Genomic DNA, 23,245 nt, shown 5'->3' with positions numbered 1-23,245 from the left:
AGACGATGAACGCCGAGCTGCAATCGCTCGAGCATCACGACGAATCCTTGGCGGCCGCCCAGGAGCGCGTGCGCGACCTCGGGGAGCGCGCCCTGCAGCTCGGCCGCGCATTGTCCGAGAAGCGGCGCGCGGCTGCGGCCGGATTCTCCCGGGCGGTGGCGGCCGAGCTGTCGGCCCTCGGCATGGCGCGCACGGAGATCTCCGTCCGGTTCGGGCCGGCCGGCGAAGGAGGCATTCCGGTGGGCGGGGAAGTCCTCGGACCCCGTGGGCTCGAGTCGGCCGAGCTGCTTCTCTCGCCCAATCCCGGCGAAGAGCTGCGCCCGCTGGCGCGCATCGCCTCGGGAGGCGAGTTGTCGCGCGTGCTCCTGGCCGTGAAGCGCGTGCTCGCCGACGCCGACGATGTGGACACCTATCTGTTCGACGAGGTCGATGCCGGGATCGGCGGCGCGACGGCGGACGCGGTCGGCCGCGCGCTCGCCGCGGTCGCCAAGGGCCGGCAGGTGATCTGCATCACACACCTGCCGCAGATCGCGGTGTTCGCCGAGCGGCACCAGGTCGCCGAAAAGGAAGTGCGCCGGGGCCGCACGCACAGCCGCGTGGCGGCGGTGGAGGGGGAGGCGCGGGTGCAGGAGCTTGCGCGGCTCCTCTCCGGCCAGCCGACGCAGGTCGCCCTGCAACATGCGCGCGAGTTGTTGGAGCGGGCACGGACACGACGCGCGGCGCCCGACCGGAGAGCGGGGTGAGGTGTAGACTCGTCCACTGCAATGGAAGCCCGTGCTGACGCGTTTCGCAGTGCCGCCCGGACCGATACCGGGATGAAGCGCGAGCACAACGAGGACAGCTGGCTGGTCAACGAGGACCTCGGGCTCTACGTCGTCTGCGACGGGATGGGCGGCCACGCGGGCGGCGAAACCGCAAGCCGCCTCGCGGTGCAGACTATCGAGAAGGAGCTGATGTCCGCGAAGCTGCGCGTCGACGATCCGTTCTCCGCGCAGACGGCGCTGCCCGAATCGCCGCTGGCCGGCGCCCTCCGCGAAGCGGTGGAGGGCGCGTGCGCGGCGGTGTTCCGGATCAGCCGCGCCAATCCTGACCTCGCCGGGATGGGCACCACCTGCATCTCACTGCTCGTTCATGGCGATCACGCCATCGTCGGACACGTCGGCGACAGCCGCGCGTACCTGGTCCGCGACGCCCAGGTCTGGCAGCTCTCCGAAGACCACTCGCTCGTCAACGAGCAGGTGCGCGCGGGGCTTTTGACCGAGGAGGAGGCAAAGCACAGCCGCCTCAAGAACATCATCACCCGCTCGGTCGGATTCGAGGAGGACGTGCTCGTGGACGTGGTCGGCGTGGAGACGCGCTCCGGCGACAAATTTCTGCTCTGCTCGGACGGCTTGTCGAACCTGATCGACACCGATGAGATCCGCGACGCGGTGGTTCGCACCGACGTTGCGCAAGTGCCGGACCTCTTGATCCAGCTCGCGAATTCTCGCGGTGGCGACGACAACATCACCGTCGTCGCCGTGCAGCGCATCGAGTAGTACGAGGTGGGTGCGCATTCCTTGACGCACCCGTTAGCCATCCGATACTGAACGACGCTCCCCCGCTAGGCGCGCTGGCCTGCCGTTTGTATTTTGCCGGGGAAGCGACCGCGTGGGCGGTCGGTTGGGAAAATCGGTTCCCGCCGCACGGAGGTTCGTTGGACAAGTCGTACACGATCCTGCTGGTGCCGGATCGCGACGCCAAGGTGAAGAAGATTCGCCTCGAGCACCGCATGCTCGTGCGCGTGGGCCTGGCGTTCGGCGTGGTGGTGCTGGCCCTGATCGGCGCGCTCGCCCACTACTTCCAGGTGGTCGGCAAGGTGGCCGAAAACGAGCTGATCCGCGCCGAGAATCTCGAGTTGCAGAACCGCTGGCGCGAGGCGGAGCAGAAGTTTTCCCACATCAACGACGAGTTGGACCGCGTCAAGCGCCTCAATGCGAACCTCCGCCACATCACTTCGCTCAACGACCCCGACCGCAAGCTGTCCATGGCGCAGCCGGACATGGGGCAGATGGCGCCGGAGTTCGTTGGCGGCGGGATCGCCACGGAGCCTGCACAGGCCGGAATCGGCGCCGTCGGAACCGGCAGGCCGCCTGCGGCTGGCGGCGAGGGCCGGATGATCGCTGACGGCGACGCCAGGCCGGGAACCGGCGACGACTCCGACCTGCTCAAGCAGCTCGACAGCCTGGACAAGAAGGTCAAGGCGCAGGAACAGGAAGCGCGCGCGCTCAAGAGCTATTTCGAGGACCAGCAGGCTTTGCTCGCATCGGCGCCGTCGATCTGGCCCGTCCGCGGCTGGGTGACCTCCGACTTCTCCGTCCGCCTCGACCCGTACACCGGCGAGCGCGTGATGCACGAAGGAATCGACATCGCAACCGGCATGGGGACGCCGGTGCGCGCTCCTGCCGACGGGACCGTGGTCTTCGCCGGCCAGGAAGGCGGCTACGGGCACGTCCTCGTACTCGACCATGGCTATGGGCTGAAGACGCGCTACGGCCACCTCCAGAGCATCAACGTGAAGTTGGGCGAGAAGGTGAAGCGGGGACAGTTCGTGGCGGCGGTCGGGAACACTGGCCGCAGCACCGGGCCGCACGTCCACTACGAGGTCCGGGTGAACGGCGTCGCGGACAACCCGCGCAAGTTCATTCTTGAAGAGTGATCCCCTTCGCTGAAGGTTGACAAGCGCGCGGGGAACCTTAGGCTTCCTCGAATGCGCGGCAGAGTGGCGGCGGCGTGCGCGGCAGTGCTGGTGGGGCTCGCTCCCGCCGGTGCGCTGCCGATCTCGTCCTTCGCGGCCGCCGCGGCGGTCTCCGCCGACTCGGTAGCCCAGCACGTCGAAAGCTATGGCGGCCGCGTGGCGCACAACCCCGCCGCAAAGGGGCTGTGCGTCGAGCGCGGCGTCCAGCGGGCAGATACCGTCCGCGCACCGTCGATCTTCCGCTCGCCCTCCGGCCCCGCGCCCAGCCAGGCCCCGCCCGCCGCCTGAGCCACGCCGCTTCTCCGGGTTCGCTTTGCGCGCTTTGCGCGCACCCCCTTTTCCGCAGGGCAGACCATGTTCAACTACGTTCTTCGCAAGATCGTCGGCACCAAGAACCAGCGCGAGCTGAAGCGCATGCAGCCGCTCGTCGCGCGCATGAACGAGCGCGAGAGCTGGGCGAAGTCGCTTTCGGACGAGCAAATGCGCGAGCAGGTGCGCGCCTGGCGCAAGGAGGTGGCCGACACGCCGGAGTTGCAGAAGTCCGCGGCGCTCGACCGCATCCTTCCCGACTGCTTCACGCTGACCCGCGAGGCCAGCGTGCGGGCGCTGGGGATGCGTCACTTCGACGTGCAGCTCATCGGCGGCGTCGGTCTGCACCGCGGAATGATCGCGGAGATGAAGACCGGTGAGGGCAAGACGCTGGTCGCGACGTTGCCTTGCGTGCTGAACGCCCTCGAAGGCAAGGGCGTGCACGTGGTCACCGTCAACGACTACCTGGCGAAGCGCGACGCCGAGTGGATGGGCCGCCTGTACCGGCACCTGGGCCTGAGCGTGGGGTGCGTGGTGCACGGCCTGACCGACCGGCAGCGGCAGAAGGAGTACGGCGCGGACATCACCTACGGACAGAACAACGAGTTCGGTTTCGACTACCTGCGCGACAACATGAAGTTCCGCCTCGCCGACTACGTCCAGCGCGAGCTGCACTACGCCATCGTCGACGAGGTCGACTCCATCCTCATCGACGAGGCACGCACGCCGCTGATCATCAGCGGGCCCTCCGAGGAATCGACCGACAAGTACTACAAGATCAACAAGGTGATCCCCGGCCTGGTCCGCGATCGCGACTTCACCGTCGACGAGAAAGCGCGCTCGGTGGTGCTCACCGACGAGGGCGTGGAGAAGGTCGAGGGGAAGCTCGGCGTCCCCAATCTCTACGACCCCGAACAGATCGAGACGCTGCACCACGTCGAGCAGGCCCTGCGGGCGCACACGCTGTACCGCAAGGACCACGAGTACGTGGTGAAGGACGGCGAAGTGATCATCGTCGACGACTTCACCGGGCGCCTGATGCCGGGGCGGCGCTGGAGCGACGGCCTGCACCAGGCAGTGGAGGCCAAGGAGAACGTCAAGATCGAGAACGAGAACCAGACGCTCGCCACGGTCTCGTTCCAGAACTACTTCCGCCTCTACACCAAGCTCGCGGGAATGACGGGGACGGCCGATACCGAGGCCTCCGAGTTCGCGCAGATCTACAAGCTGGAAGTGCTGGTCATCCCCACCAACCGCGTCAACATCCGCAAGGATCTTCAGGACACCGTCTACAAGACCGAGCGCGAGAAGTTCAAGGCGGTGTGCGACGACGTCGAGGAGCGCTGGAAGAAGGGGCAGCCAGTGCTGGTCGGCACGGTCAGCATCGCCAAGAGCGAGGTGCTCTCCGGCCTTTTGAAGAAGCGCGGAGTTTCGCACGACGTGCTGAACGCGAAGCAGCACGAGCGGGAAGCGGAGATCGTCGCCCAGGCCGGACGCAAGGGTCGAATCACCATCTCCACCAACATGGCCGGCCGCGGCACCGACATCCTTCTCGGCGGCAACCCGGAGTTTCTCGCCAAGCGCGAGGTCGGCGCGGAGCCGAATCCGCTGGAGATCGAGGGGCGGCTGGTCCAGGCCCGCGTCGAGAAGGCCAAGGCGGAAGGCGACGGGAAATTCGCGCCGGTGACCGCCGCGGAAGTGGAGCAGGTCTACCGCGCCGAGTACGCCGCCTGGAAGGAGCGCCACGACGGCGCCGTCGCCAAGTACAGGGACCAGTGCACGAAGGAGCACGACGAGGTGGTGTCGCTCGGCGGCCTGCACATCCTCGGCACCGAGCGGCACGAATCGCGCCGCATCGACAACCAGCTCCGCGGGCGTTCCGGCCGGCAGGGGGATCCCGGGTCCTCCAAGTTCTATCTCTCGCTGGAAGACGACCTGATGCGCATCTTCGCCAGCGACCGCATCGCCAAGCTGATGGATACGTTCGGGGTCCAGGAGAACGAGCCCATCGAGCACCCCTGGCTGACCAAGGCCATCGAGGGCGCGCAGACGCGCGTCGAGGGGCAGAACTTCGACATCCGCAAGAACCTGCTCGAGTACGACGACGTGATGAACCAGCAGCGCAAGACGATCTACGGCATGCGCAAGGAAGTGCTCGCTGCCGCCGCCGGCGTTCCGCTCGTCTGGTTCACCGAGGACCCGAAGACCAAGAAGAAGACCCGCCACGAGAGGGTGGTGGGCTGGAAGGACCAGGAGGAGCACCTCTACGATCTCCTCGAAGACCTGATCATCGAGATCGTCGACGAGGCGGTCCCGCGCGGAAAGAGCGACGAGTTCGACACCAAGGCCCTCCAGGTCCGCGCGCGCGAGCAGTTCAACGTCGACATGGGGTTCGAGGGCGCCGCTCCTGACAAGGAGAAGCTCCAGCTCGACATCTTCAACGTCGTCGAAAAGAAACTGAAGACGAAGTTCGAGGCGCTCGGCGACGACTTCCGCCTGTACACGCAATGGCTCTACCTGAACACCATCGACCAGCTCTGGAAGGACCACCTGTTGCAGATGGACCATCTGCGCCAGGGCATCCACCTGCGCGGGTACGGACAGAAGGACCCGAAGATCGAATACAAGAAGGAAGGTTTCGAGCTCTTCCAGATCATGAAGGGCCGCATCGCCGCGAGCACCATCGCGATGGTGATGCGCGTCGAGCCGGTGCAGCAGCAAGCGGCCACTCCGCAGCCGGCGCAGGGCCGCACTTCTGCCTCGCTGCCGCCGCTGCCGCAGCGCCGGCAACAGCAAACGATCGAGACCCACGGCGAGTCGCCGACGGCGTCGGGTGGCCAGGGCGGCACGGCGGTGCAGAACCAGACGGCGCCCATCGTTCGCGCCGGGCCGCGCGTCGGCCGCAACGATCCTTGCCCGTGCGGGTCGGGGAAGAAGTACAAGAAGTGCCACCTTCCGCTCGAGGAAGGCGGCGCACCCGCCGAGTAGGCGATGAAGCTCCAGAGGTTCGACGCGCCGGCGAAGCTCAAGCTGGACGACATTCCCACCGATCCTCCCGACTCGATGAAGAAGGGGGAGGCGCGGGATCGGTTCGACAAGCTGAGCAGCGAGCTGTTCGAGCTACAAGACCTGATGTGGGGCTCCCGCACGCATTCGGTCCTGATGGTGCTGCAGGGGCGCGATGCGCGGGATCATGGTGACGAGCTTCGGCGTGCCGACGACCGAGGAGGGGCAGCACGACTTCCTCTGGCGCGTGCACAAGCGCGCACCCCGCGCGGGCGAGGTCGGGATCTTCAACCGCTCGCACTACGAAGACGTGCTGGTCGCGCGAGTGAAGAAGCTCGTCGCGCCGGCAATCTGGAAGGAGCGGTACGACTTGATCAACGGGCTCGAGCGCACTCTCGCGAAGGACGGGTGCATCGTCCTCAAGTTCTTCCTCCACATCACGAAGGAGGAGCAGAGGGAGCGGCTGCTCGAGCGCGAGAAGGACCCGAACGACGCCTGGAAGTTGAGCGTCGAGGACTGGAAGGACCGCGAACGCTGGGACGACTACACCGAGGCTTACGAGGACGCGATCGGTAAATGCGCGTCGAAGGACGCGCCGTGGATCGTCGTCCCGGCGAACGCGAAGTGGTACCGCAATCTGCTCGTCGCCGAAGCAGTCGCCGCAGCGATGCGGCCGCACCGCACGGCGTGGCGACAGGTGCTCGATGAGCAGGGAAAGCTCGTGCGCCGCGACCTGAGGGCGTGGCGCGCCGAACACCCCGAATCGAGTCAGTGAACGGTCTGAGGCATGGCCTCTTCGTCAGGCTGCCGGTACCACCAGGCGATCCCGAGCAGGAAGACGCTGACCAGCAGATACGCCGCGATCCGCGTGCCGGCGGAGGGCAATTGCCACGCGCCCCGCAAAGCGAGGAAGGCGGCGATCAGGCCGAGGCCCAGGCCGATGCGCCGGAGACGCGCCGAATGCCGCGCCCGTCCCCAGCCGACGAACCCGACGCTGGTGACGGCATAGTAGCCGATCAGGAGCAAGGACGACGCGTTCGGCGAGATGGCGTGGACCAGCTCGTGATGGCCCCAGAGGAAGAGAAACGCCCCGAGACCTGCGCGCGCGCTGAATCGCGAAAATTCGTCGTCGTCCTTCCGCGCCGCATGGGCCGCAGCGGCCCAGGCCAGCGCGACCGCGAAGGCGGAGGCCGACTCGACGGACGCCAGCGGAATGAGCTCGTACTGCGGCCGCACCGCGAAGAGCGCCAGCGCCCAGAGGCCGACGGCGGTCAGCGAGAGACGCGAGGTCCACATCCAGGTCGCGCTCGGCACCCAGAGAAGTCCGAGCCAGACGAGGACGATCGACGCCCAGGCCAGCGACGATACGGCGAGCGTCGGGACTGTTCCGGTGGTCAGCCACGTCGCAGTCATCGCCGCGGCCCAGGTGCTCGCCGCGAGCGCATCGCGCACCGCCTCCGACCGCCGCGCGGCGGACGCAAGCAGAACGATTGCCGCGACGCCGAAGGCAGGCGCCGCATCTCGACCGAGAACGATGCCCAGAGCGGCGAGGAACAGTCCCGGAAGGACCGCGCCGTCGATCCACGCTGCCGGGCCTTCCTCGGACTCGCCCAGACCGTCGAGCAGCCTGCCCGCAGGTTCTCCGTCGGAGAGCTCGAGGAGGACAAGCCAGGCGCACCCGGCGATCCCAACGGCAATGGCCGCTCCGGAGGCTCCCATCCATTGCAGCGGTGCAATGGCGAGACGAACCGATGCGACCGCCGCGAGAAGCCCCATGGTCCGCAAGCGCGGACGCAGCACTTCGCCGCGCGCGAATGGGAGAACCGCGAAGCCGGCGACCACCAGAGGCAGCCCGACGGCGAATAGCGGCGCGTTCTGCGCCGCCGGCATTGCGAGAAGCGCGACGACGAACAGCGTCGTTCCAGCGGCGAAGATGCGGCCGGCCACGAACCAGCGCCGCGATGCCAATCCCGACCCGCCGGCCACCAGAACCGCGGTGGCGTACGCCGCGAGCATGGGCGCCGTCCCCTGGCCCGTGCTGGTGACGAACGGCGCGACGCACGCGCCGCCAAACCCGACGCACCAGAGCGGCTCGTCTGCTTCGAGGAGTGCGAATGCGCCGAGCGCGACGGACGACAGAGCGGAGAACGCGAGGGCCAGCGGCGCCGGGACGAGTCCCAGCGACGGCCCCGCCGCCCAGGCGCAGACGTGGACAGCGGCGAGCGCCAGCGCGAGGAGGCTATCGCCGAACGAGCGCGAGCGCGAACGCAGCTTCAGGCCAGCGGCGGCGATCGCTGCGGCAGCGACGAGGCCCACCGCCACGCGCGTCGTCGGCCCGAGCAGCCCGCGGGCGACGGCCCAGCTCACGAACGTCCCGATCGCGGCGAGCGCCAGCAGCGTTGCGAGCCCGAGCATGCCGTAGCGACCGACCAGCGTCTCGAGGTCGAGCGGCGATGCCCGCGATGCAGAACGTGCCTCGACCGCTGGTCGCGACGACGACGCCGTCGAGCGTGCAGGAGCGGACGTATCGAAGCGGGCCTCGACCGCGGCGGCGGCGAGTGGCGGCGGCGCGCCGGACGGACGACTGCCCGCGCCCTGCGTCCGGATCAGCTCGCCCCGGAGCTGCCGGACTTCCCATTCGAGTGCCGCAACGCGACCTTCCAGCGAACGCGGATTCCCGTCTTCGGACATAGATGCCTCCAGCATCCGCGGCTTCCCTCGACGGTCAAGTTCACGGCCCCGCTTTCGCCGGGAATGGTTGGGCGGCGTCCTTCGAAAGCTTCTCGAGCTCGCGTTCGCAGTAGCTCACCGCCCAGAAGCCATAGAGCGAAGAAGCCGCAGCGATCATGGCGGGGATGTACGCGGGGACATTGCTCCCGCATGGCCGGGTGTTCTCGGATGTCTCGCAAAAGGCGTGGCGAACCCCGTTCACCATACCGCCGCCGAGGGCCAGGCCCAGCGTCGCGAACACGTCGAGGTCGGGGGCGACCATCGTGCCACAGACGACCGCGCCCGACCCGGTCGAGACCGTCGGCGTCGGCCTGACGAAGACGAAGGAACAACCCGCCGCCGACATCGCGGCGAGAGCAAGGGCCAGCAGGTGGCTCTGCTTTCGGGCCATTGGAACTCCCCCGAAATCGACGGCCAGCTCTCCGAATCGGCCACGCCGGCCCCGCGCCCGCGAGCGATGCCGCCGTTCACCGTCATGCGCAGCTTCCGCGCATGGCAAACCCCAAGCAGAAGGGACCGACTCCGCCCTTTCCACCCCAGGAGCAACAGCCGCCCGGCAGCGAGCAGGCGATGGAGCCGCGCCCCGATTACGGCGAGAGCTCGTACAAGGGATTCGGCCGCCTGAAGGACAAGGTGGCGCTGATCACCGGCGGCGACAGCGGGATCGGTCGCGCCGTCGCACTCGCGTTCGCGCGCGAAGGGGCGGACATCGTGATCGCGTACTGGAACGAGCACGAGGACGCGCGCGAGACCCAGCGCGTGGTCGAGGCCTCGGGCCGGCGCGTAGTCCTGGTCGCGGGCGACCTCGCCGAAGAGCCGCAGTGCGCCCGCGTGGTCGAGGCCGCCGCCCGCGAATTCGGGCGCATCGACATTCTCGTCAACAACGCCGCGTTCCAGGGCAAGCAGATCGAGAAGTTCGAGGACATCGACGCGGAGCGGATCCGGCGGACTTTCGCGGTGAACATCGAGGCGATGTTCCACCTGGTCCGCCACGCGCTGCGTTGGATGAAGCCGGGCGCGGTCATCATCAACACGGCATCCGTCCAGGCGTACCATCCGAGCCCCGCCATCCTCGACTACGCGGCGACCAAGGGAGCGATCGTCGCCTTCACCAAGGGCCTCGCAAAGGGACTGATCGAGCGCGGAATCCGCGTGAACTGCGTCGCACCCGGGCCGGTGTGGACGCCCCTCGTGGTCTCTTCGTTCAAGAAGGAGAAGAACGAGCAATTCGGCAAGGGATATCCGATGGAGCGGCCGGCGCAGCCCGCGGAGCTGGCACCCTCCTACGTCTTTCTCGCCTCGGAAGAATCGCGCTACGTGGTGGGCCCTGATCCTGTTAGATCGCCGCTCCCTTCCGGGGATCTTTTCGGATGGGTCCAGCTGTTCCGCACCACAAATACGCACACCTCCCGATCAGGGCGGGGTTCCCGCAAGGGCCCGCTTTGGCGCGACGGGGGTGGAGGAAGAAACGATGATGACAGAGACAATAGAGCCGAGCACACCCACACCCACAGCGCCCATTCCGGTCGGCGCCGACGCCACCGGCATGCAGCAGGCGATGCAGCCCGCGCAGGGCATCACCATGCGTCAGCTGCTCGAGGCCGGCGTCCACTTCGGGCACCAGACCAAGCGCTGGAATCCGAAGATGAAGCCGTACATCTTCGGCGCCCGCAACGGTATCTACATCGTCGATCTGCAGAAGACGGTGAAGCTGGCCCGCGAGGCGTTCAAGTTCGTCAGCGACGTCTGCTCCCGCGGCGGCTCCGTCCTCTTCGTCGGCACCAAGAAGCAGGCGCAGGATGCCGTGGTCGAGGAAGCGACGCGGTCCGGCCAGTTCTACGTGGTACCATCAAGAGCGGCATCGACCGGCTCAAGACGCTGGAGAAGATGGCCGCCGACGGCACCTTCGAGAAGCTGCCCAAGAAGGAAGTCGCCTTGCTCCAGAACGAGATGGAGAAGCTGAAGAAGAACCTGGGCGGCATCCAGGAGATGACGCGGCTTCCGGGTTGTCTCTTCGTGATCGACCCGAAGAAGGAGCACATCGCCATCCACGAGGCGACGCGCCTCGGCATTCCCATCGTCGCGTTGGTCGACACGAACTGCGATCCCGAGGGCATCGACTACGTCATCCCCGGCAACGACGACGCCATCCGCTCCATCCGGCTCTTCTGCGCCAAGATCGCGGACGCGGCCATCGAGGGCAAGGCGCGCTACCAGGCGCACCACGCCGGCGAGCCGCAGGCCGAGGCGGAGGAAAGCGAGGACCGCGACAACGCATCCGAGCGCCGCGGACGGCGCGACGGACGTCGCGGCGGTGCGCGCGGAGGGCGCGGAGGCGATCGCCGCCCGATGATGCGCGCCGACACCGAGCCGCCGCCGGGACCGATCGTGGAGCACAAGCCGACCTTGGGCGGCGGCGAGCCGCCGGCGGACGGTGAAGCGAAGACGGAGGAGTAGGTCGCAATGGCAGAAGTGACTTCGGCGATGGTGAAGGACCTGCGCGAGAAGACCGGCGCGGGGATGATGGATTGCAAGAAGGCGCTGGTCGAATCGTCGGGCGACGTCGACAAGGCGATCACCTGGCTGCGCGAGAAGGGCCTCGCCACCGCCGGGAAGAAGGCGGGGCGGAGCGCGACCGAAGGCGCGGTTGGTTCCTACATCCACCTGGGCGGAAAGATCGGCGTGCTCGTCGAGGTGAACTGCGAGACCGACTTCACTGCCCGCAACGAGAAGTTCCAGGCGCTGGTGAAGGACATCGCGATGCAGATCGCCTGGAGCAATCCGAGGTGGCTGCGCCGCGAAGAGGTGCCCGCGGCGGAGCTCGATCAGGAGAAGAGCGTTCACCGCGCGCAGCTTCGCGAGCAGGGCAAGCCGGAGGCGATGCTCGACAAGATCATCCCCGGGAAGATCGAGAAGTTCTACAAGGAGTACTGCCTGCTCGAGCAGGCCTTCTTCCGCGACCCGGAAGGGAAGCGCTCGGTCCAGGACGAGATCAACGCGGCCATCGCCATCATCGGCGAGAACATGCAGGTGCGCCGCTTCACGCGGTACGCCCTGGGCGAGGGCCTGAAGAAGGAACAGAAGGACTTCGCTGCCGAAGTCAGCGCGGCGGTCAGCGGACAGAAGTAGCCGCTCCGAAAAAACCCTGCGCGGATGATAGGAGTGGCGCATGCAGGGCTTCCGCGAGGAGGTTGAGCAGCGGTTCCGCGAGCTGCGGAACCGCATCGTCGCGCGGCTCCAGGAGCTGGAGGGATCGGCGGCGACTTTCCGCCGCACCGCCTGGCAGCGCCCGGGCGGAGGCGGCGGAGAGATGAGCGAGCTCCGCGGCGAGCTGTTCGAGAAAGCCGGCTGCAATTTCTCCGCAGTGCAGGGGCCGAGCTTCCCGGCGGCGCCTCCCGGCGCGGCGCCGCCGGCGCGCGGGGATGACGTTCGTCCCCCGACCCCCGAAGAGATCACCGGCAAGCCCTTCTTTGCCACCGGCGTGTCGCTCGTGCTGCATCCGAAGAATCCGTTCGTGCCCATCGTCCACATGAACGTGCGTTATCTGGAAGCCGGCGATTCGGCGTGGTTTGGCGGCGGCATGGATCTGACGCCGTTCCGGCCCTTCCCGGAGGACACCGCGCACTTCCACGGCGTGCTGCAGCAGACCTGCGGGGCGGAACGGTACGCGCGCTTCTCGCAATGGGCGCGCGAGTACTTCTTCATCGCCCACCGCAACGCCGAGCGCGGGGTAGGAGGCATCTTCTTCGATTATCTGCGCGGGAAGGAGCAACGCGAGCTGGTCGAGCGCGTCGGCGACGCGTTTCTCCCGGCATACGTTCCCATCGTCGAGCGCCGTCGCGGGCTTCCCTGGACCGACGACGATCGCGCCGAGCAGCTCCGCTGGCGCGGACGGTACGTCGAGTTCAACCTCATCTACGATCGCGGTACTCTCTTCGGCCTGAAGAGCGGCGGCAACGTCGACGCCATCTTCATGAGCCTCCCCCCGCTGGTGAGCTGGTAAAGGATCCGCCGTTCTTCAGGATCACGAACCGCGCGCTCCCGGGCTCCCGCAAGGAATGGCGCAGCTTCGCTTCCGCCTCTCCGTCCGCCTCGTCACCCTGCGCGAAGGTGCCGAAGTGGATGGGGATCGACACCTTCGCCTGCAGCGTGCGCGCCGCGATCGCTGCGTCGCGGGCATCCAGGTGCACCGTTCCGAACAGGCGCCGTGGCAAGCCCGGCGAGATGGGAAGCAGCGCAACGCGCGGGCCGCCGAAGCGCTCGGCGATCTCCTGGAAGTGCGGCCCATAACCGGTATCGCCCGCGAAGTACACGTCGCCGGAGCTCGACCGCAGCACGAAGCCAAGCCAGAGGCGCGCGTTCCTGTCGCAGGCGCCGCGGCGGCAGTTGTGGCGCGCCGGGACGCCCCAGATGCGGACTCCGCCGATTCGCGTCCACTGCCACCAATCGAGCTCCGTGACCCTGTGAAGTCCCACGCTGGCCAGCAGCGCCGCCTGGCCGAGGCCGACGACGAACCGCGGCCGGTGCTGCGCCGAGAGACGCTGCAGCGTGGGAATGTCCATGTGGTCGTAGTGATCGTGGCTGATCAGGACGACGTCGATGGGCGGCAGATCCTCGAATCGGATTCCCGGCGGCCTCCTTCGCTTGCGCGAGAGGTAGGGCACCGGTCCGGCGACGTCGCCCCAGATCGGATCGGTGAGGACATTCAGCCCGTCCATCTGCACCAGCACGGTGGCGTGGTTTACGAAGGTGATGCGCAGCTCGCCCTCGCTGACACGGATCGGCGGCGCGGGCGCGGGAGGGGCATCGACGTACTCGGGCCAGGCGCCCGGGAGCCGCTGGCGGCGCCAGCGCGCGATCTCCGCCAGCGACGATTCGCCGGGGATCTGGTTGTGGAACCTCTGGCCGTCGAAATGGTCGCTGACGCGGCCGTGCCAGCGCGGGCCGGAGAATTCGCAGCAGCCCGCGGAGAGCAGGGCGATGAGAAGGGCGCGCACGGGATCCCCATGGTACAACGCGCGCTGCCATGGCCGATCGGCCCGTCATCGGGAGCAACCGGGATCTGGCGACGTACATCGACCATACCCTGCTCAGACCCGACGCCACTCGCGAGGACCTGATCAGGCTCTGTGACGAGGCGCGCAGCTACGGATTCGCCACGGTTTGTGTTACGGCGCGCAAGGTCGCGCTGTGCGCCCGCCTGCTCGAAGGCTGCCGCACCCGGCCCATTGCGGTGGTGGGATTTCCCTCCGGCACGGAGAGCACGCAGGCGAAGGTTGCCGAGGCCCAGGAAGCGATCGGCGCCGGCGCGGCGGAGATCGACATGGTGCTGCACGTCGGCCGGCTGCAGGCGAAGGACTACGCTTACGTGGAAGCCGACATTCGCGCGGTCGTGGCAGTGGCAGGACCGCGTCCGGTCAAGGTGATCCTGGAGACCGGCGCGCTCAACCATTCCGGGAAGGTGATCGGATGCGCGCTTGCGAAAGCGGCCGGCGCGGCGTTCGTCAAGACCAGCACCGGATTCGGCCCGGGCGGAGCCACGGTCGAAGACGTCGCGTTGATGCGACAAGTGGTCGGCGACGACTTCGGCGTCAAGGCGAGTGGCGGCGTGCGGACGGCCGCCGACGCGCGCAGGATGCTGGAAGCAGGCGCGAACCGGCTTGGAACCAGCGCCAGCGTCGCGATCGTCACTGGAGAGTAGATGGGCCGCTTCGTTGCGATCGTGATCGATTCCCTGGGCGCCGGCGAGCTCCCGGACGCTGCAACGTACGGCGACGCCGGCGCGAACACGGTGGGAAACTGCGCCCGGAAGGTCGGCGGACTCCGGATTCCGAATCTGCAGTCATGGGGGCTGGGCAATATTACCGGGATCGCCGGCTGCCCGCGGACCGATTCCCCGCGTGCTGCTTTCGGCCGCATGGCGGAGCAGTCGCAGGGCAAGGACACCACCACCGGGCACTGGGAAATGATGGGGGTGGTGCTGCAGCGCGGATTCACCACGTTCCCGCGCGGATTCCCGAAGGAGCTGATGGACGAATGGCTGCGCCTCTCCGGGGCGCCCGGCTTCCTCGGCAACCGGCCGGCGAGCGGCACCGTCATCCTCGACGAGTTGGGCGAGGAGCACCTCCGCACCGGGATGCCCATCGTCTACACCAGCGCGGACAGCGTCTTCCAGATCGCCGCGCAGGAGCAGAAGGTCCCGCTCCAGACGCTGTACGCCTGGTGCGACGCCGCTCGTTCCGTCGGCAAGCGCTATGGGCTGGCGCGCGTCATCGCGCGGCCGTTCGTCGGCGACGCGAAGGGAAGGTTCAAGCGCACCTACAATCGCCGGGACTTCTCGCAGCCGCCACCGAAGGGAACGGTCCTGGATAGCCTGTCGCAGAAGGGCGTGCGGACCGTGGGGCTGGGCAAGATCCCCGACATCTACGACGGCCAAGGCATCGCCGAGTCGGTGCACACCGAGGGAAATGCGGACGGACTGCGCAGGACCGCGGAAATGCTGAAGTCGATGCTGCCGGGCTTCCTCTTCGTCAACCTGGTCGATACCGACATGCTCTATGGCCATCGGCGGGATCCCGACGGGTACGCTCGTGCGCTGGCGGAGATCGACGCCGCGCTCCCTTCCATCGCCTCGCAGCTGCGCAAAGACGATCTGCTGGTGCTCACCGCGGACCACGGCAATGATCCGACCTTCCCCGGCAGCGACCACACCCGCGAGTACGTTCCCTTGCTCGCATATTCGCCGCGGCGCGCGACCGGCGCGGATCTCGGGACGCGCGACAGCTTCGCCGATCTGGGAGCGACGGTGGCGGAATACTTCGGCCTCACGGCGGCGCGCGGAAGCAGCTTCCTGCAGGCAATCACATGACGGACGAGCCCCGCGAGACGGCGCCCAGGCCGCTGCTCGAGGAGCTGTTCCGCTTCAGCCACGGGCACCGCGTGCGCTACGACGAAGTGGACGCGCAGGGGATCGTCGGCAACGCGAGCTGGCTCAACCTCATTCAGCTCGGGAGGATCGAGTACCTGCGCTACCTCGGCCTGATGCTCGAAGGGGGTTCGCGTTCACCGGTGCAGGCGGTGGTCCGGCGGGGGGTCGTCGACTACCTCGCCCCCGCGCGCTTCGACGACGCTCTCGCGATCCGCGTGCGCACCGCGCATCTGGGAAACCGGAGCGCGCGACTCGAGTACATCGTCGACAACATCGATACCGGCCTGCGGCCGGTGACCGCGGAGACCGTCATCGTCTGCGTCGAGATGGCCACCATGCGGAGCATCGCCTGGCCCGAGTTCTGGCGGCAGCGTGTGATGGAGCTGGAAGGCGAGAACGTGCGCGTCGGTCAGGGCTGAACGGCCTGGTCCTCGGGGTCGTATGGGACGCCGTCGGCGGCAGGAGCACGCGTGCGGCCGACGCGCAAAGCGAGCAGCAGCAGCGTCAGCGCATAAGGCAGGGCAAGGAAGATTCCTTCCAGGCGCAGATCGGCGGCATGCAGCGAGAACGAAAGCTGCCGTTGCAGCGCCTCCGCGGCGGAGAACAGGAATGCCGCGGCCGCCGCTCCGAGCGGAGTCCATCTTCCGAAGACCATTGCCGCCAGGGCCATGAATCCTTGCCCGGCGGGCATGCGCGAATCGAACTGGCCGAGGATCCCGACGGAGAGCGTCGCGCCGCCGATGCCGGCGAGGGCGCCGCTGGAGAGGACACACGCCGCGCGCAGGCGCAGCACGCGAATCCCGAGCGTAGCGGTGGCGATTGGATGCTCGCCGATCGCCCGGACCCGCAGTCCGGCTGGCGTCCGCAAAAGCCAGAGATGGAAGACGAGGGGCGCGATCAATGCCGCGTAGGCAAGCGCCGAATGTCCGAAGCCGTCGCGAGGCAGCGAAGCCGCGTTTGGGCTCACGCCGCTCGATCCGAAGATCGACTGCAAGAGGTAGGTCACGAGCCCCAACGCGACCAGGTTCAGCGCGATTCCGCTGACCACCTGGTCGGCCCGGAAGCGCAACGACAGCAAGGCGTGGACTGCGGCAGCGGCAGCTCCCGCGAGCGCGCCGCAGGCGAGACCGATCCAGGGGGAGCCCGAGACGATCGAGCCTGCCGCTGCCGCGAAGGCACCGAAGCGCATCATCCCTTCCAGCCCGATGTTCACGACTCCTGCGCGCTCGCTGAGCACGCCACCCAAGGCGGCGAACACCAGAGGCGGCGCGAAGTCGAGGATGAGGTTCACGGCTGCACCGTCGGAATCGGAGGATCGCTGGCCGCGGCAGCGGGGCGTCCGCGCAGGCGCGCGAGCAGCGGCAGGAACAGGCGAGGGGCCGCGACCAGGAGCACCGCGAGGCCCTGCGTCAACTCCGCAAACGAAGGATGGATGCCGACGAGCTGCAGGCGGGTGGCTCCGGCGCGAAGCGCGCCGAAGACGATCGCCGCGGCGGTCGTGCCCAGGGCCGTTCCGCCGCCCACCAGCGCGACCGCGATGCCGTCGAAGCCGTAGCCGGTTCGAAAGACACCCGGGTACTTGTGCTCCGTTCCAAGGATGAGCAGGGCGCCGCCGAGGCCAGCCAGGGCCCCGGAGAGAGCCATGCCCTCGCAGATGCGGCGGTCCGCGGGAACCCCGCTGGCGCGAGCCGCATCGCGGCCGGTTCCGACGGCTCGCCACTCGAAGCCACGCCAGGTGCGCGTCAGCAGCCACCAGACGGCGGCAGCGGCGAGCAACGCGAGCGGGAATCCGAGATCGAGCCGACTTCCGAAGAAGAGTCGCGGCAGCCTGGCGGCGGCGACGATCGGCTCCGTCCCGGCGACGCTCACCGTGGCTCCCGATCCGGGAGCGCCGAGGGGCCCCGGAACGAGCCACCCCTGCACGAGATGAATGGCAATCCAGTTGAGCAGGATGGTGCTGATCACCTCGTGAACGCCGCGGCGCACTTTGAGCCAGCCCGGCAGCAGTCCCCACAGGGCGCCGGCGAGGGCCGCGGCCGCGAGGCTCCAGACCATCGCTCCCGGGACGTCGATCTGGCCGACCACCGCGGCGGCAAGCCCGCCCCAGATGAGCTGACCCTCGGCGCCGATGTTGAACAGCCCGACGGTGAAGGCGACCGCCACCGAAAGCCCGGTGAGGATCAGGACGGCGGACTTGATGGCGGTCTCGCCCAGCGGACCAATCCCTCCGAAGGCGCCGGAGACCAGATCGGCGAATCCCGAGACGGCATCCCTTCCGGAAACCGCGATGGCGAGGAAGCTGACCAGAAGCGAGACGAGAAGCGCGGCGATCGCGCCCCAGAGCGGGTCGCGCGCCGGCGCGAAGAGCCGGGTGCGGAGCTCAGGCAACCGCGGGCACCTGGCCCAACATCATCCGGCCCAGCTGCTCGTCGCTGGCATCCGGCGCTGCCTCGCCGGCGATGCGCCCGTCGAAGAGGACGAGGATGCGGTGACACAGCTCGCGGAGCTCGTCGAGGTCGAGGGAGACGACGAGGATCGCCGCCCCGCCTCGCTGTGCCGCGAAGAGCGCCTCATGCACGCGGCGGCTCGCCCGGGGATCCAGGCCGCGCGTCGGGTGGACGGCCACGATCAGGCGCGGCGGGGGACCTCCGGACAGCTCCCGTGCAGCGACGAGCTTCTGCTGGTTGCCGCCGGAGAGATCTGCCGCCCGCGCGGATGGATCCGGCGTGCGGACGTCGAATTCTGCGATCAACCTCTGTGCCATCGCGCGGCGGCCGGGGCGATCGATGAGGAACCCGCGCGCGTATGGAGGCGAAGAGTGGTGCCCGAGGGCAAGGTTCTCCTCGACGCTGAGGGAGCCGCAGAGCGCGAGGCGCCGCCGGTCTTCCGGCAGGTGCGCCATGCCCGCGCGGCGAGCAGCAGCCGGGCTCCGGTGGAAAGACGTGTCGCCGTCCAGGGACAGCAGGCCGCCGGCGGATCGCAGTCCTGCGATCGCTTCCGCAAGCTCGGTCTGGCCATTGCCGTCGACGCCGGCGACGCCGACGACCTCTCCGCTCCGGACGTCGAAGGAGACGCCCCGAAGGGCTGGCAAGCCCCGGTCGGAAGAGCAGGTCAGCTCGCGGGCGCGCAGCACGATCCCGGGTTGCGGGAGCATCCGTGACGGCGACGATCTGGCGACGACGGCGGGCGCACCCCCCATCATCAGGTCGGCCAGAGCGGCAGTGTCCGTCCTCGAGCGCGGCGCCGCTGCCCTGAGAATGTTGCCTCGGCGGATGACGGCGATCCGGTCGGCGACGGCGAGAACCTCGCGCAGCTTGTGCGAGATGAAGAGTACCGCACGCCCCTCGGCCGCGAGCGCGCGGACTGTCCGCATCAATTCGGCCGATTCCTGGGGTGAGAGCAGGGCAGTCGGCTCGTCGAGGATGAGAGCGCGTGCGCCGCGCCAGAGCTGCTTGAGGATCTCGACGCGCTGCTGCGCGGCGACCGATAGCGTCTCGACGCGGGCGTCGACGTCGATGGCGAGCCCGAGCCTGGCCGCAACGTCGGCCGCCTCGCGGCGGGATCGACGCCGGTCGATGAAGCCGAGGCGCCTCGGCTCCCGTCCCAGGACGGCGTTCTCCCAGACCGTGAGCGGTCCGACCAGCATGAAGTGCTGGTAGACGACGCCGATCCCGGCGTCGATCGCCGCCCGCGGGTCGCCCGGCGGCAGCTGCCGTCCGAAAGCGCTCACCGTCCCGGCGTCGGCGCGGTACAGCCCGCAGGCGACGGAAACCAGCGTCGACTTGCCGGCCCCGTTCTCGCCCACGAGCGCCAGGACTTCTCCGGGCGCCATCGCGAGAGAAACGCCGTCCAGCGCGGTCACCGGGCCGAAGCGCTTGACGATGCCGTGGAGCTCGAGCGCGTTCACTGCCTGGCCGCCGCGGATTTCGCCAGATCCTCGAGCGTTGCCGGGACGGCCAACCGGCCGGCGACGATCTGCGCGCGAAGCCGGTCCAGCTCGACCACTGCGGCGGCCCGCTCGGCTCCGCTGATCATCGGTCCGATCGGCGCCAGGCCAACCCCGCCTTCGGCGAGCCCGAGGACCACGTCGCCGCCGGAAAACTTCCCGTCGAGCACGTCTTTCACCGCCAGATAAACGGCCACGTCGACGTGCTTCACCATGCTGGTGAGGACGTTCGCGGGCGCGACGTGCGACTGATCGCTGTCGACGCCGATCACCAGCTTTCCCGCCTGCTGCGCCGCCTTGATCACGCCGAGTCCGTCGAGACCCGCGGCGTGGAACACGATGTCGCAGCCGCGCCGGTAGAGGTCATGCCCCACCTCGATTCCCTTCCGCTCGTCGTCGAACGTGCCCGTATACGCGACGAGGATCTCCACCGCCGGATTCACCTGTCGCACGCCCGCGCGAAACCCGGTCTCGAACTTTCGGATCAGAGGGAGCTGCATTCCGCCGACGAATCCTACCTTCGACCGCGTCAATCGTCCGGCGAGCGCTCCGGCGAGAAACGTGCCTTCATGCTCGCGGAAGACGACTGAGCGCACGTTGGGGGCGGTGGTCGGCTTGCCGGACGCGTCCAGCACGGGGCTGTCGATGAGGAGAAAGCGCGTCTTCGGGTTGCGCGCCGCCACCGACCGCGTTGCGGGCTCCATCATGAACCCGACGGCGATGACCAGCTCCGCGCCTTGATCGACGAGGAGTTGCAGGTTCGGCTCGTAGTCCTCCTGCGCCTTGCCGGAGAGCACCAGCGGCGGCGGGATGGCCAGGTGAGGGTACGGCTGGCCGCGCAGATCCGGCGCCAGCATCGAGCGGTATTCCTCCTCCCCGAGGCGCTCGTATCCGCGCGCCGTGTAGCGGAGGCCGGCAGCCATGACCTCGAGCCCGCGCAAGGCGCCGTCGTTGAAGGACTGATCGCCGCGGCCTCCCACGTCCAGCGCGAGGCCCATCGTGCGCGGGACCTGCTTCTTCCGGCAACCGAGCAACGCGAGGAAGCAGCAGCACAGCGCGAGTCCTTTCATCGACCCGCACTGTATCAGGGCTGCTTCACCACGCGCCCGCCCTTGATCACCAGCGAGACCCGCTCGACGGCCGACGGATTGTCGAGGACGTTCCCCGGAACGGCGATGACGTCTGCCAGGTAACCCGGCGCGAGCTTGCCGATGCGGTCTTCCATCTGCAGCAGCCGCGCGTCCACCACCGTCGCTGCCTGGAGCGCCTGCGCCGGGGCCATCCCGTTCTTCACCATCAGCGTGATCTCGTGCGCGTTGAAGCCATGGTGCGAGACGCCGCTGTCGGTTCCCATTCCAATGGGCACGCCGAGCCGCACCGCCGCCTGGAACGTCTTCGCCAGCGATCCTGCGGCCGCCAGCGCCTTCGCCGCGATGGCAGGGGGCAGCTTGTTCTCCTTTGCGCGCCGCTCGACGTCCTCGACGGCCATCAGCGTCGGGACATAGACGATGCCCCGCCGCTTCATCTCCGCGAGCGTGTCCTCCTTGAGGAACGAACCGTGCTCGATGGAGTCGACGCCCGCGGCGATCGCGACCTTTGCGGCGGCGTCGCCATGGCAATGAGCGGCGGTCTTGCGGTGCCAGGCATGCGCCTCCGAGACGATGGCCGTGGCTTCGTCGGGCGTGAGCTGCGGGACGTCGACGGGATCGGTGAGCGAGAGGACGCCCCCCGAGACCATGAACTTGATCACGTCGGCGCCGTACTTGAGCTGCCAGCGGACCGCGTCGCGGCACTGATCGGCGCCAGCGCAGATACCTTCCGGAACGCCTGGCGGCACCGAATGGCCCGGGGGAGCATGCGATCCATCGGCGTGTCCGCCCCGGCTTCCAATCGGGTGTTCCGCGATCGACAGCCGCGGACCCTCGGCGAACCCGAGATCGATGCCGCGCTTCAGGCCCAGGTCGGTGAGATCGTGCGCGCCGAGCACGCGCGCAGTGGTGATCCCGCCGAGAAGCGTCCGGCTCGCGTAGGCGTGGGCCTTCAGCGTCTGCTCCGTCGGGAACGTCATCAGGTTCTCGACGAAGGCCTTGGCGAAGTCGTCCTGCGATTCGCTGGTGAGATGGACGTGCGCGTCGATCAGGCCGGGAAGCAGGGTCGCGTCGCCGAGATCGATCACCTTCGCGTCCGACGGCACCTGCACGCCGCGTCCGACGGCGACGATCCGGTCGCCTTCGATGACCACGGTGGCGCCCTCGACCAACGCACCAGCCGCGGCGTCGAACAGGCGCGCCGCGCGGAGCGCGAGCCGCGCTGGCGGCGGAGGCGGACGTCCGTTGCGGAAGACCTGGCCCCCCTTCATCACGAAGGTGACGTTCTTCACCGCGGCAATGTCGCGAACGGGGTCTCCCGCGACCGCGATCACGTCGGCGAGCTTGCCGCGCTCCAGAGAGCCGGCCTCGACCCCGAGAAGGTGCGCGGCGCTCACGGTGGCGCTTTGCAGCGCCTGGGCCGGCGTGAAGCCCCAGCGCACCAGCCAGGTGAGCTGCTCGGGATTGGTCTTGCCGTGCAGCTCGACGCCCGCGTCGCTCCCGAAGGCGATGCGGACGCCGACCTTCTGCGCGTTCCGGATCATCTCGGGCCAGGCCTTGCCGGACGCGAGCATCTTCTCGACGATGGCAGGAGGAAATTTCTTCCCGATGTCGGGTGATGGTCCTGCCGGGTCGTGGATCGGACCGGGAACGAGGAAGACGTTCTTCCTCTGCATCAGCGCCAGCGTGTCGGCCTTGAGGAAGGTCCCGTGCTCGATGGAGTCCACCCCGGCCTGGATCGCGCGCTTCGCCGCGGCATCGCCGTGGCAGTGGCCCGCCGCCTTGCGTCCCCAGGCATGGGCTTCCTGGACGATTGCGTCCATCTCCGCCTGCGTGAGCTGCGGGTTGTCGACCGGGTCGCTGAGCGAGAGCACGCCTCCGGAAGGCACGAACTTGATCACGTTGGCGCCGTACTTGATCTGCCAGCGGACCGCCGCCCGGCATTCTTCGGGTCCGTTGCAGATACCCCGCTCGATTCCGAGCGGCGGCACCCGGTGGGGTGGAAACGGGTCGAGGTCTGCATGTCCTCCGCGGGAACCGATTGCGTTCAGCGCGATGATCATCCTCGGCCCGGGAACCGCCCCGCCCTGGATGGCGTTGCGCAAGCCCAGATCGAGGAACTCCCACGCGCCGAGATCGCGCACGGTGGTGAAGCCTGCATCGAGCGTGCGGCGCGCGTACTCAGCGGCATACTGGGCCTGCTCCGTCGGCGAGCGCAGGATCCCTTCCATGGTGTCGCCGTACCAGCTCGGGCCCGCCTCCGCCGTGAGATGCGTGTGCGCGTCGATCAGTCCTGGGAGCAGCGTGGCATCCCCGAGGTCGATCACCTGCGCACCGGGCGGCGCGAGACCGCCGACCTGCGCGATCCGATCTCCATCGACCACGACGAGGCCCGGTTGGACGATCCGGCCCGCAGTCGCGTCGAACAGGCGCGCGGCTTTCACTGCGACGGGGCTGGCGACGAGGAGCGCGACGAGAAGAAACATGAAACCTCCGGGTCC

Annotated in this window: 18 protein-coding genes and 3 pseudogenes; 13 read left to right on the top strand and 8 right to left on the bottom strand. The window is 68.4% G+C overall.

Translation table 11 applies throughout. The features are described 5' to 3' along the window. Window positions 1-5: 5 nt before the first annotated feature. The 6 genes and pseudogenes from E6J58_19590 to E6J58_19565 all read left to right on the top strand — a co-directional run bounded on the left by E6J58_19590 (window position 6) and on the right by E6J58_19565 (window position 6,827). Window positions 6-743, top strand: coding sequence for a hypothetical protein (locus E6J58_19590; protein TMB34051.1), 738 nt, complete (start codon window positions 6-8; stop codon window positions 741-743). Window positions 744-764: 21 nt separating this feature from the next. Further along, window positions 765-1,538, top strand: a complete 774-nt coding sequence (locus tag E6J58_19585) for a Stp1/IreP family PP2C-type Ser/Thr phosphatase (GenBank protein TMB34050.1) — start codon at window positions 765-767, stop codon at window positions 1,536-1,538. 233 nt (window positions 1,539-1,771) lie between these two features. Then, window positions 1,772-2,698, top strand: a complete 927-nt coding sequence (locus tag E6J58_19580) for a M23 family metallopeptidase (GenBank protein ID TMB34063.1) — start codon at window positions 1,772-1,774, stop codon at window positions 2,696-2,698. Between the two features lie 51 nt (window positions 2,699-2,749). Continuing rightward, complete coding sequence (locus E6J58_19575) at window positions 2,750-3,025, top strand: hypothetical protein (protein TMB34049.1); 276 nt, start codon at window positions 2,750-2,752, stop codon at window positions 3,023-3,025. Window positions 3,026-3,091: 66 nt separating this feature from the next. Then, a complete protein-coding gene (gene secA, locus E6J58_19570; protein ID TMB34048.1) occupies window positions 3,092-6,034 on the top strand; it encodes a preprotein translocase subunit SecA in 2,943 nt (980 codons plus the stop codon). Window positions 6,035-6,037: 3 nt separating this feature from the next. Beyond that, a pseudogene (locus E6J58_19565) lies at window positions 6,038-6,827 on the top strand (polyphosphate kinase 2 family protein). On the opposite strand, the gene E6J58_19560 reads toward E6J58_19565, so the two are convergent. Continuing rightward, window positions 6,821-8,758 carry a DUF2339 domain-containing protein gene (locus E6J58_19560; protein TMB34047.1) on the bottom strand — a complete coding sequence of 646 codons (1,938 nt, stop codon included), beginning with the start codon at window positions 8,756-8,758 and terminating at the stop codon, window positions 6,821-6,823. The pseudogene E6J58_19565 and the gene E6J58_19560 overlap by 7 nt on opposite strands. A 25-nt stretch (window positions 8,759-8,783) precedes the next feature. Continuing rightward, entirely contained in the window at window positions 8,784-9,173 is a 390-nt protein-coding gene (locus tag E6J58_19555; GenBank protein ID TMB34046.1) for a hypothetical protein, read from the bottom strand. A gap of 101 nt (window positions 9,174-9,274) precedes the next feature. Between E6J58_19555 and E6J58_19550 the strand changes: the two are divergent. The 4 genes and pseudogenes from E6J58_19550 (at window position 9,275) to hemF (ending at window position 12,785) form a co-directional block, all read left to right on the top strand. Continuing rightward, window positions 9,275-10,108: pseudogene (locus E6J58_19550) on the top strand (SDR family oxidoreductase). Between the two features lie 232 nt (window positions 10,109-10,340). Beyond that, window positions 10,341-11,239 (top strand): annotated as a pseudogene (gene rpsB, locus E6J58_19545) (30S ribosomal protein S2). 6 nt (window positions 11,240-11,245) lie between these two features. Continuing rightward, a complete protein-coding gene (tsf, locus tag E6J58_19540) occupies window positions 11,246-11,911 on the top strand; it encodes a translation elongation factor Ts (protein ID TMB34045.1) in 666 nt (221 codons plus the stop codon). A 40-nt stretch (window positions 11,912-11,951) separates the two neighbouring features. Then, the gene (gene hemF, locus E6J58_19535; GenBank protein TMB34044.1) at window positions 11,952-12,785 is read left to right on the top strand and encodes an oxygen-dependent coproporphyrinogen oxidase; all 834 of its coding nucleotides are present in this window, start codon (window positions 11,952-11,954) and stop codon (window positions 12,783-12,785) included. On the opposite strand, the gene E6J58_19530 is transcribed toward hemF, so the two are convergent. Continuing rightward, the gene (locus E6J58_19530) at window positions 12,754-13,779 is read right to left on the bottom strand and encodes a hypothetical protein (protein TMB34043.1); all 1,026 of its coding nucleotides are present in this window, start codon (window positions 13,777-13,779) and stop codon (window positions 12,754-12,756) included. The two genes, hemF and E6J58_19530, sit on opposite strands and share 32 nt — an antisense overlap. Window positions 13,780-13,808: 29 nt before the next feature. On the opposite strand from E6J58_19530, the gene deoC reads away from it, so the two are divergent. From deoC to E6J58_19515, 3 genes are read left to right on the top strand one after another with little or no spacing between them, the layout of a single operon-like run. After that, window positions 13,809-14,483 carry a deoxyribose-phosphate aldolase gene (gene deoC / locus E6J58_19525; protein TMB34042.1) on the top strand — a complete coding sequence of 225 codons (675 nt, stop codon included), beginning with the start codon at window positions 13,809-13,811 and terminating at the stop codon, window positions 14,481-14,483. Beyond that, window positions 14,484-15,650: a phosphopentomutase gene (locus E6J58_19520; GenBank protein TMB34041.1), complete on the top strand. Its 1,167-nt coding sequence runs from the start codon at window positions 14,484-14,486 to the stop codon at window positions 15,648-15,650. After that, window positions 15,647-16,129: an acyl-CoA thioesterase gene (locus tag E6J58_19515; GenBank protein ID TMB34040.1), complete on the top strand. Its 483-nt coding sequence runs from the start codon at window positions 15,647-15,649 to the stop codon at window positions 16,127-16,129. The genes E6J58_19520 and E6J58_19515 overlap by 4 nt, the downstream gene beginning before the upstream one ends. On the opposite strand, the gene E6J58_19510 is transcribed toward E6J58_19515, so the two are convergent. The 5 genes from E6J58_19510 to E6J58_19490 form a co-directional block, all read right to left on the bottom strand. Beyond that, window positions 16,120-17,001, bottom strand: coding sequence for an ABC transporter permease (locus E6J58_19510; GenBank protein ID TMB34039.1), 882 nt, complete (start codon window positions 16,999-17,001; stop codon window positions 16,120-16,122). The two genes, E6J58_19515 and E6J58_19510, sit on opposite strands and share 10 nt — an antisense overlap. Further along, complete coding sequence (locus E6J58_19505) at window positions 16,998-18,041, bottom strand: ABC transporter permease (protein ID TMB34062.1); 1,044 nt, start codon at window positions 18,039-18,041, stop codon at window positions 16,998-17,000. Before E6J58_19505 ends, E6J58_19510 begins: the two co-directional genes overlap by 4 nt. 49 nt (window positions 18,042-18,090) lie before the next feature. Further along, window positions 18,091-19,542 (bottom strand): ABC transporter ATP-binding protein, encoded by a 1,452-nt coding sequence (locus E6J58_19500; GenBank protein ID TMB34061.1) that lies wholly within the window; start codon window positions 19,540-19,542, stop codon window positions 18,091-18,093. A 71-nt stretch (window positions 19,543-19,613) separates the two neighbouring features. Continuing rightward, window positions 19,614-20,726, bottom strand: coding sequence for a BMP family ABC transporter substrate-binding protein (locus E6J58_19495; protein ID TMB34038.1), 1,113 nt, complete (start codon window positions 20,724-20,726; stop codon window positions 19,614-19,616). Between the two features lie 14 nt (window positions 20,727-20,740). Next, window positions 20,741-23,230 (bottom strand): hypothetical protein, encoded by a 2,490-nt coding sequence (locus tag E6J58_19490; protein ID TMB34037.1) that lies wholly within the window; start codon window positions 23,228-23,230, stop codon window positions 20,741-20,743. Window positions 23,231-23,245 lie beyond the last annotated feature (15 nt).

The sequence above is a fragment of the Deltaproteobacteria bacterium genome, assembly GCA_005879535.1.
GTDB lineage: Bacteria > Myxococcota > Myxococcia > Myxococcales > 40CM-4-68-19 > 40CM-4-68-19.
Note: the sequence above shows the minus strand (reverse complement) of the source record. Positions and strands in the feature narration are given on the sequence as shown.

Coding starts and splice junctions, on each gene's coding strand:
- E6J58_19590 (TMB34051.1), top strand. CDS start 6: ATGAACGCCGAGCTGCAATCGCTCGAGCATCACGACGAATCCTTGGCG.
- E6J58_19585 (TMB34050.1), top strand. CDS start 765: ATGGAAGCCCGTGCTGACGCGTTTCGCAGTGCCGCCCGGACCGATACC.
- E6J58_19580 (TMB34063.1), top strand. CDS start 1,772: ATGCTCGTGCGCGTGGGCCTGGCGTTCGGCGTGGTGGTGCTGGCCCTG.
- E6J58_19575 (TMB34049.1), top strand. CDS start 2,750: ATGCGCGGCAGAGTGGCGGCGGCGTGCGCGGCAGTGCTGGTGGGGCTC.
- secA (TMB34048.1), top strand. CDS start 3,092: ATGTTCAACTACGTTCTTCGCAAGATCGTCGGCACCAAGAACCAGCGC.
- E6J58_19560 (TMB34047.1), bottom strand. CDS start 8,758: ATGCTGGAGGCATCTATGTCCGAAGACGGGAATCCGCGTTCGCTGGAA.
- E6J58_19555 (TMB34046.1), bottom strand. CDS start 9,173: ATGGCCCGAAAGCAGAGCCACCTGCTGGCCCTTGCTCTCGCCGCGATG.
- tsf (TMB34045.1), top strand. CDS start 11,246: ATGGCAGAAGTGACTTCGGCGATGGTGAAGGACCTGCGCGAGAAGACC.
- hemF (TMB34044.1), top strand. CDS start 11,952: ATGCAGGGCTTCCGCGAGGAGGTTGAGCAGCGGTTCCGCGAGCTGCGG.
- deoC (TMB34042.1), top strand. CDS start 13,809: ATGGCCGATCGGCCCGTCATCGGGAGCAACCGGGATCTGGCGACGTAC.
- E6J58_19520 (TMB34041.1), top strand. CDS start 14,484: ATGGGCCGCTTCGTTGCGATCGTGATCGATTCCCTGGGCGCCGGCGAG.
- E6J58_19515 (TMB34040.1), top strand. CDS start 15,647: ATGACGGACGAGCCCCGCGAGACGGCGCCCAGGCCGCTGCTCGAGGAG.
- E6J58_19500 (TMB34061.1), bottom strand. CDS start 19,542: ATGGCGCCCGGAGAAGTCCTGGCGCTCGTGGGCGAGAACGGGGCCGGC.
- E6J58_19495 (TMB34038.1), bottom strand. CDS start 20,726: ATGAAAGGACTCGCGCTGTGCTGCTGCTTCCTCGCGTTGCTCGGTTGC.
- E6J58_19490 (TMB34037.1), bottom strand. CDS start 23,230: ATGTTTCTTCTCGTCGCGCTCCTCGTCGCCAGCCCCGTCGCAGTGAAA.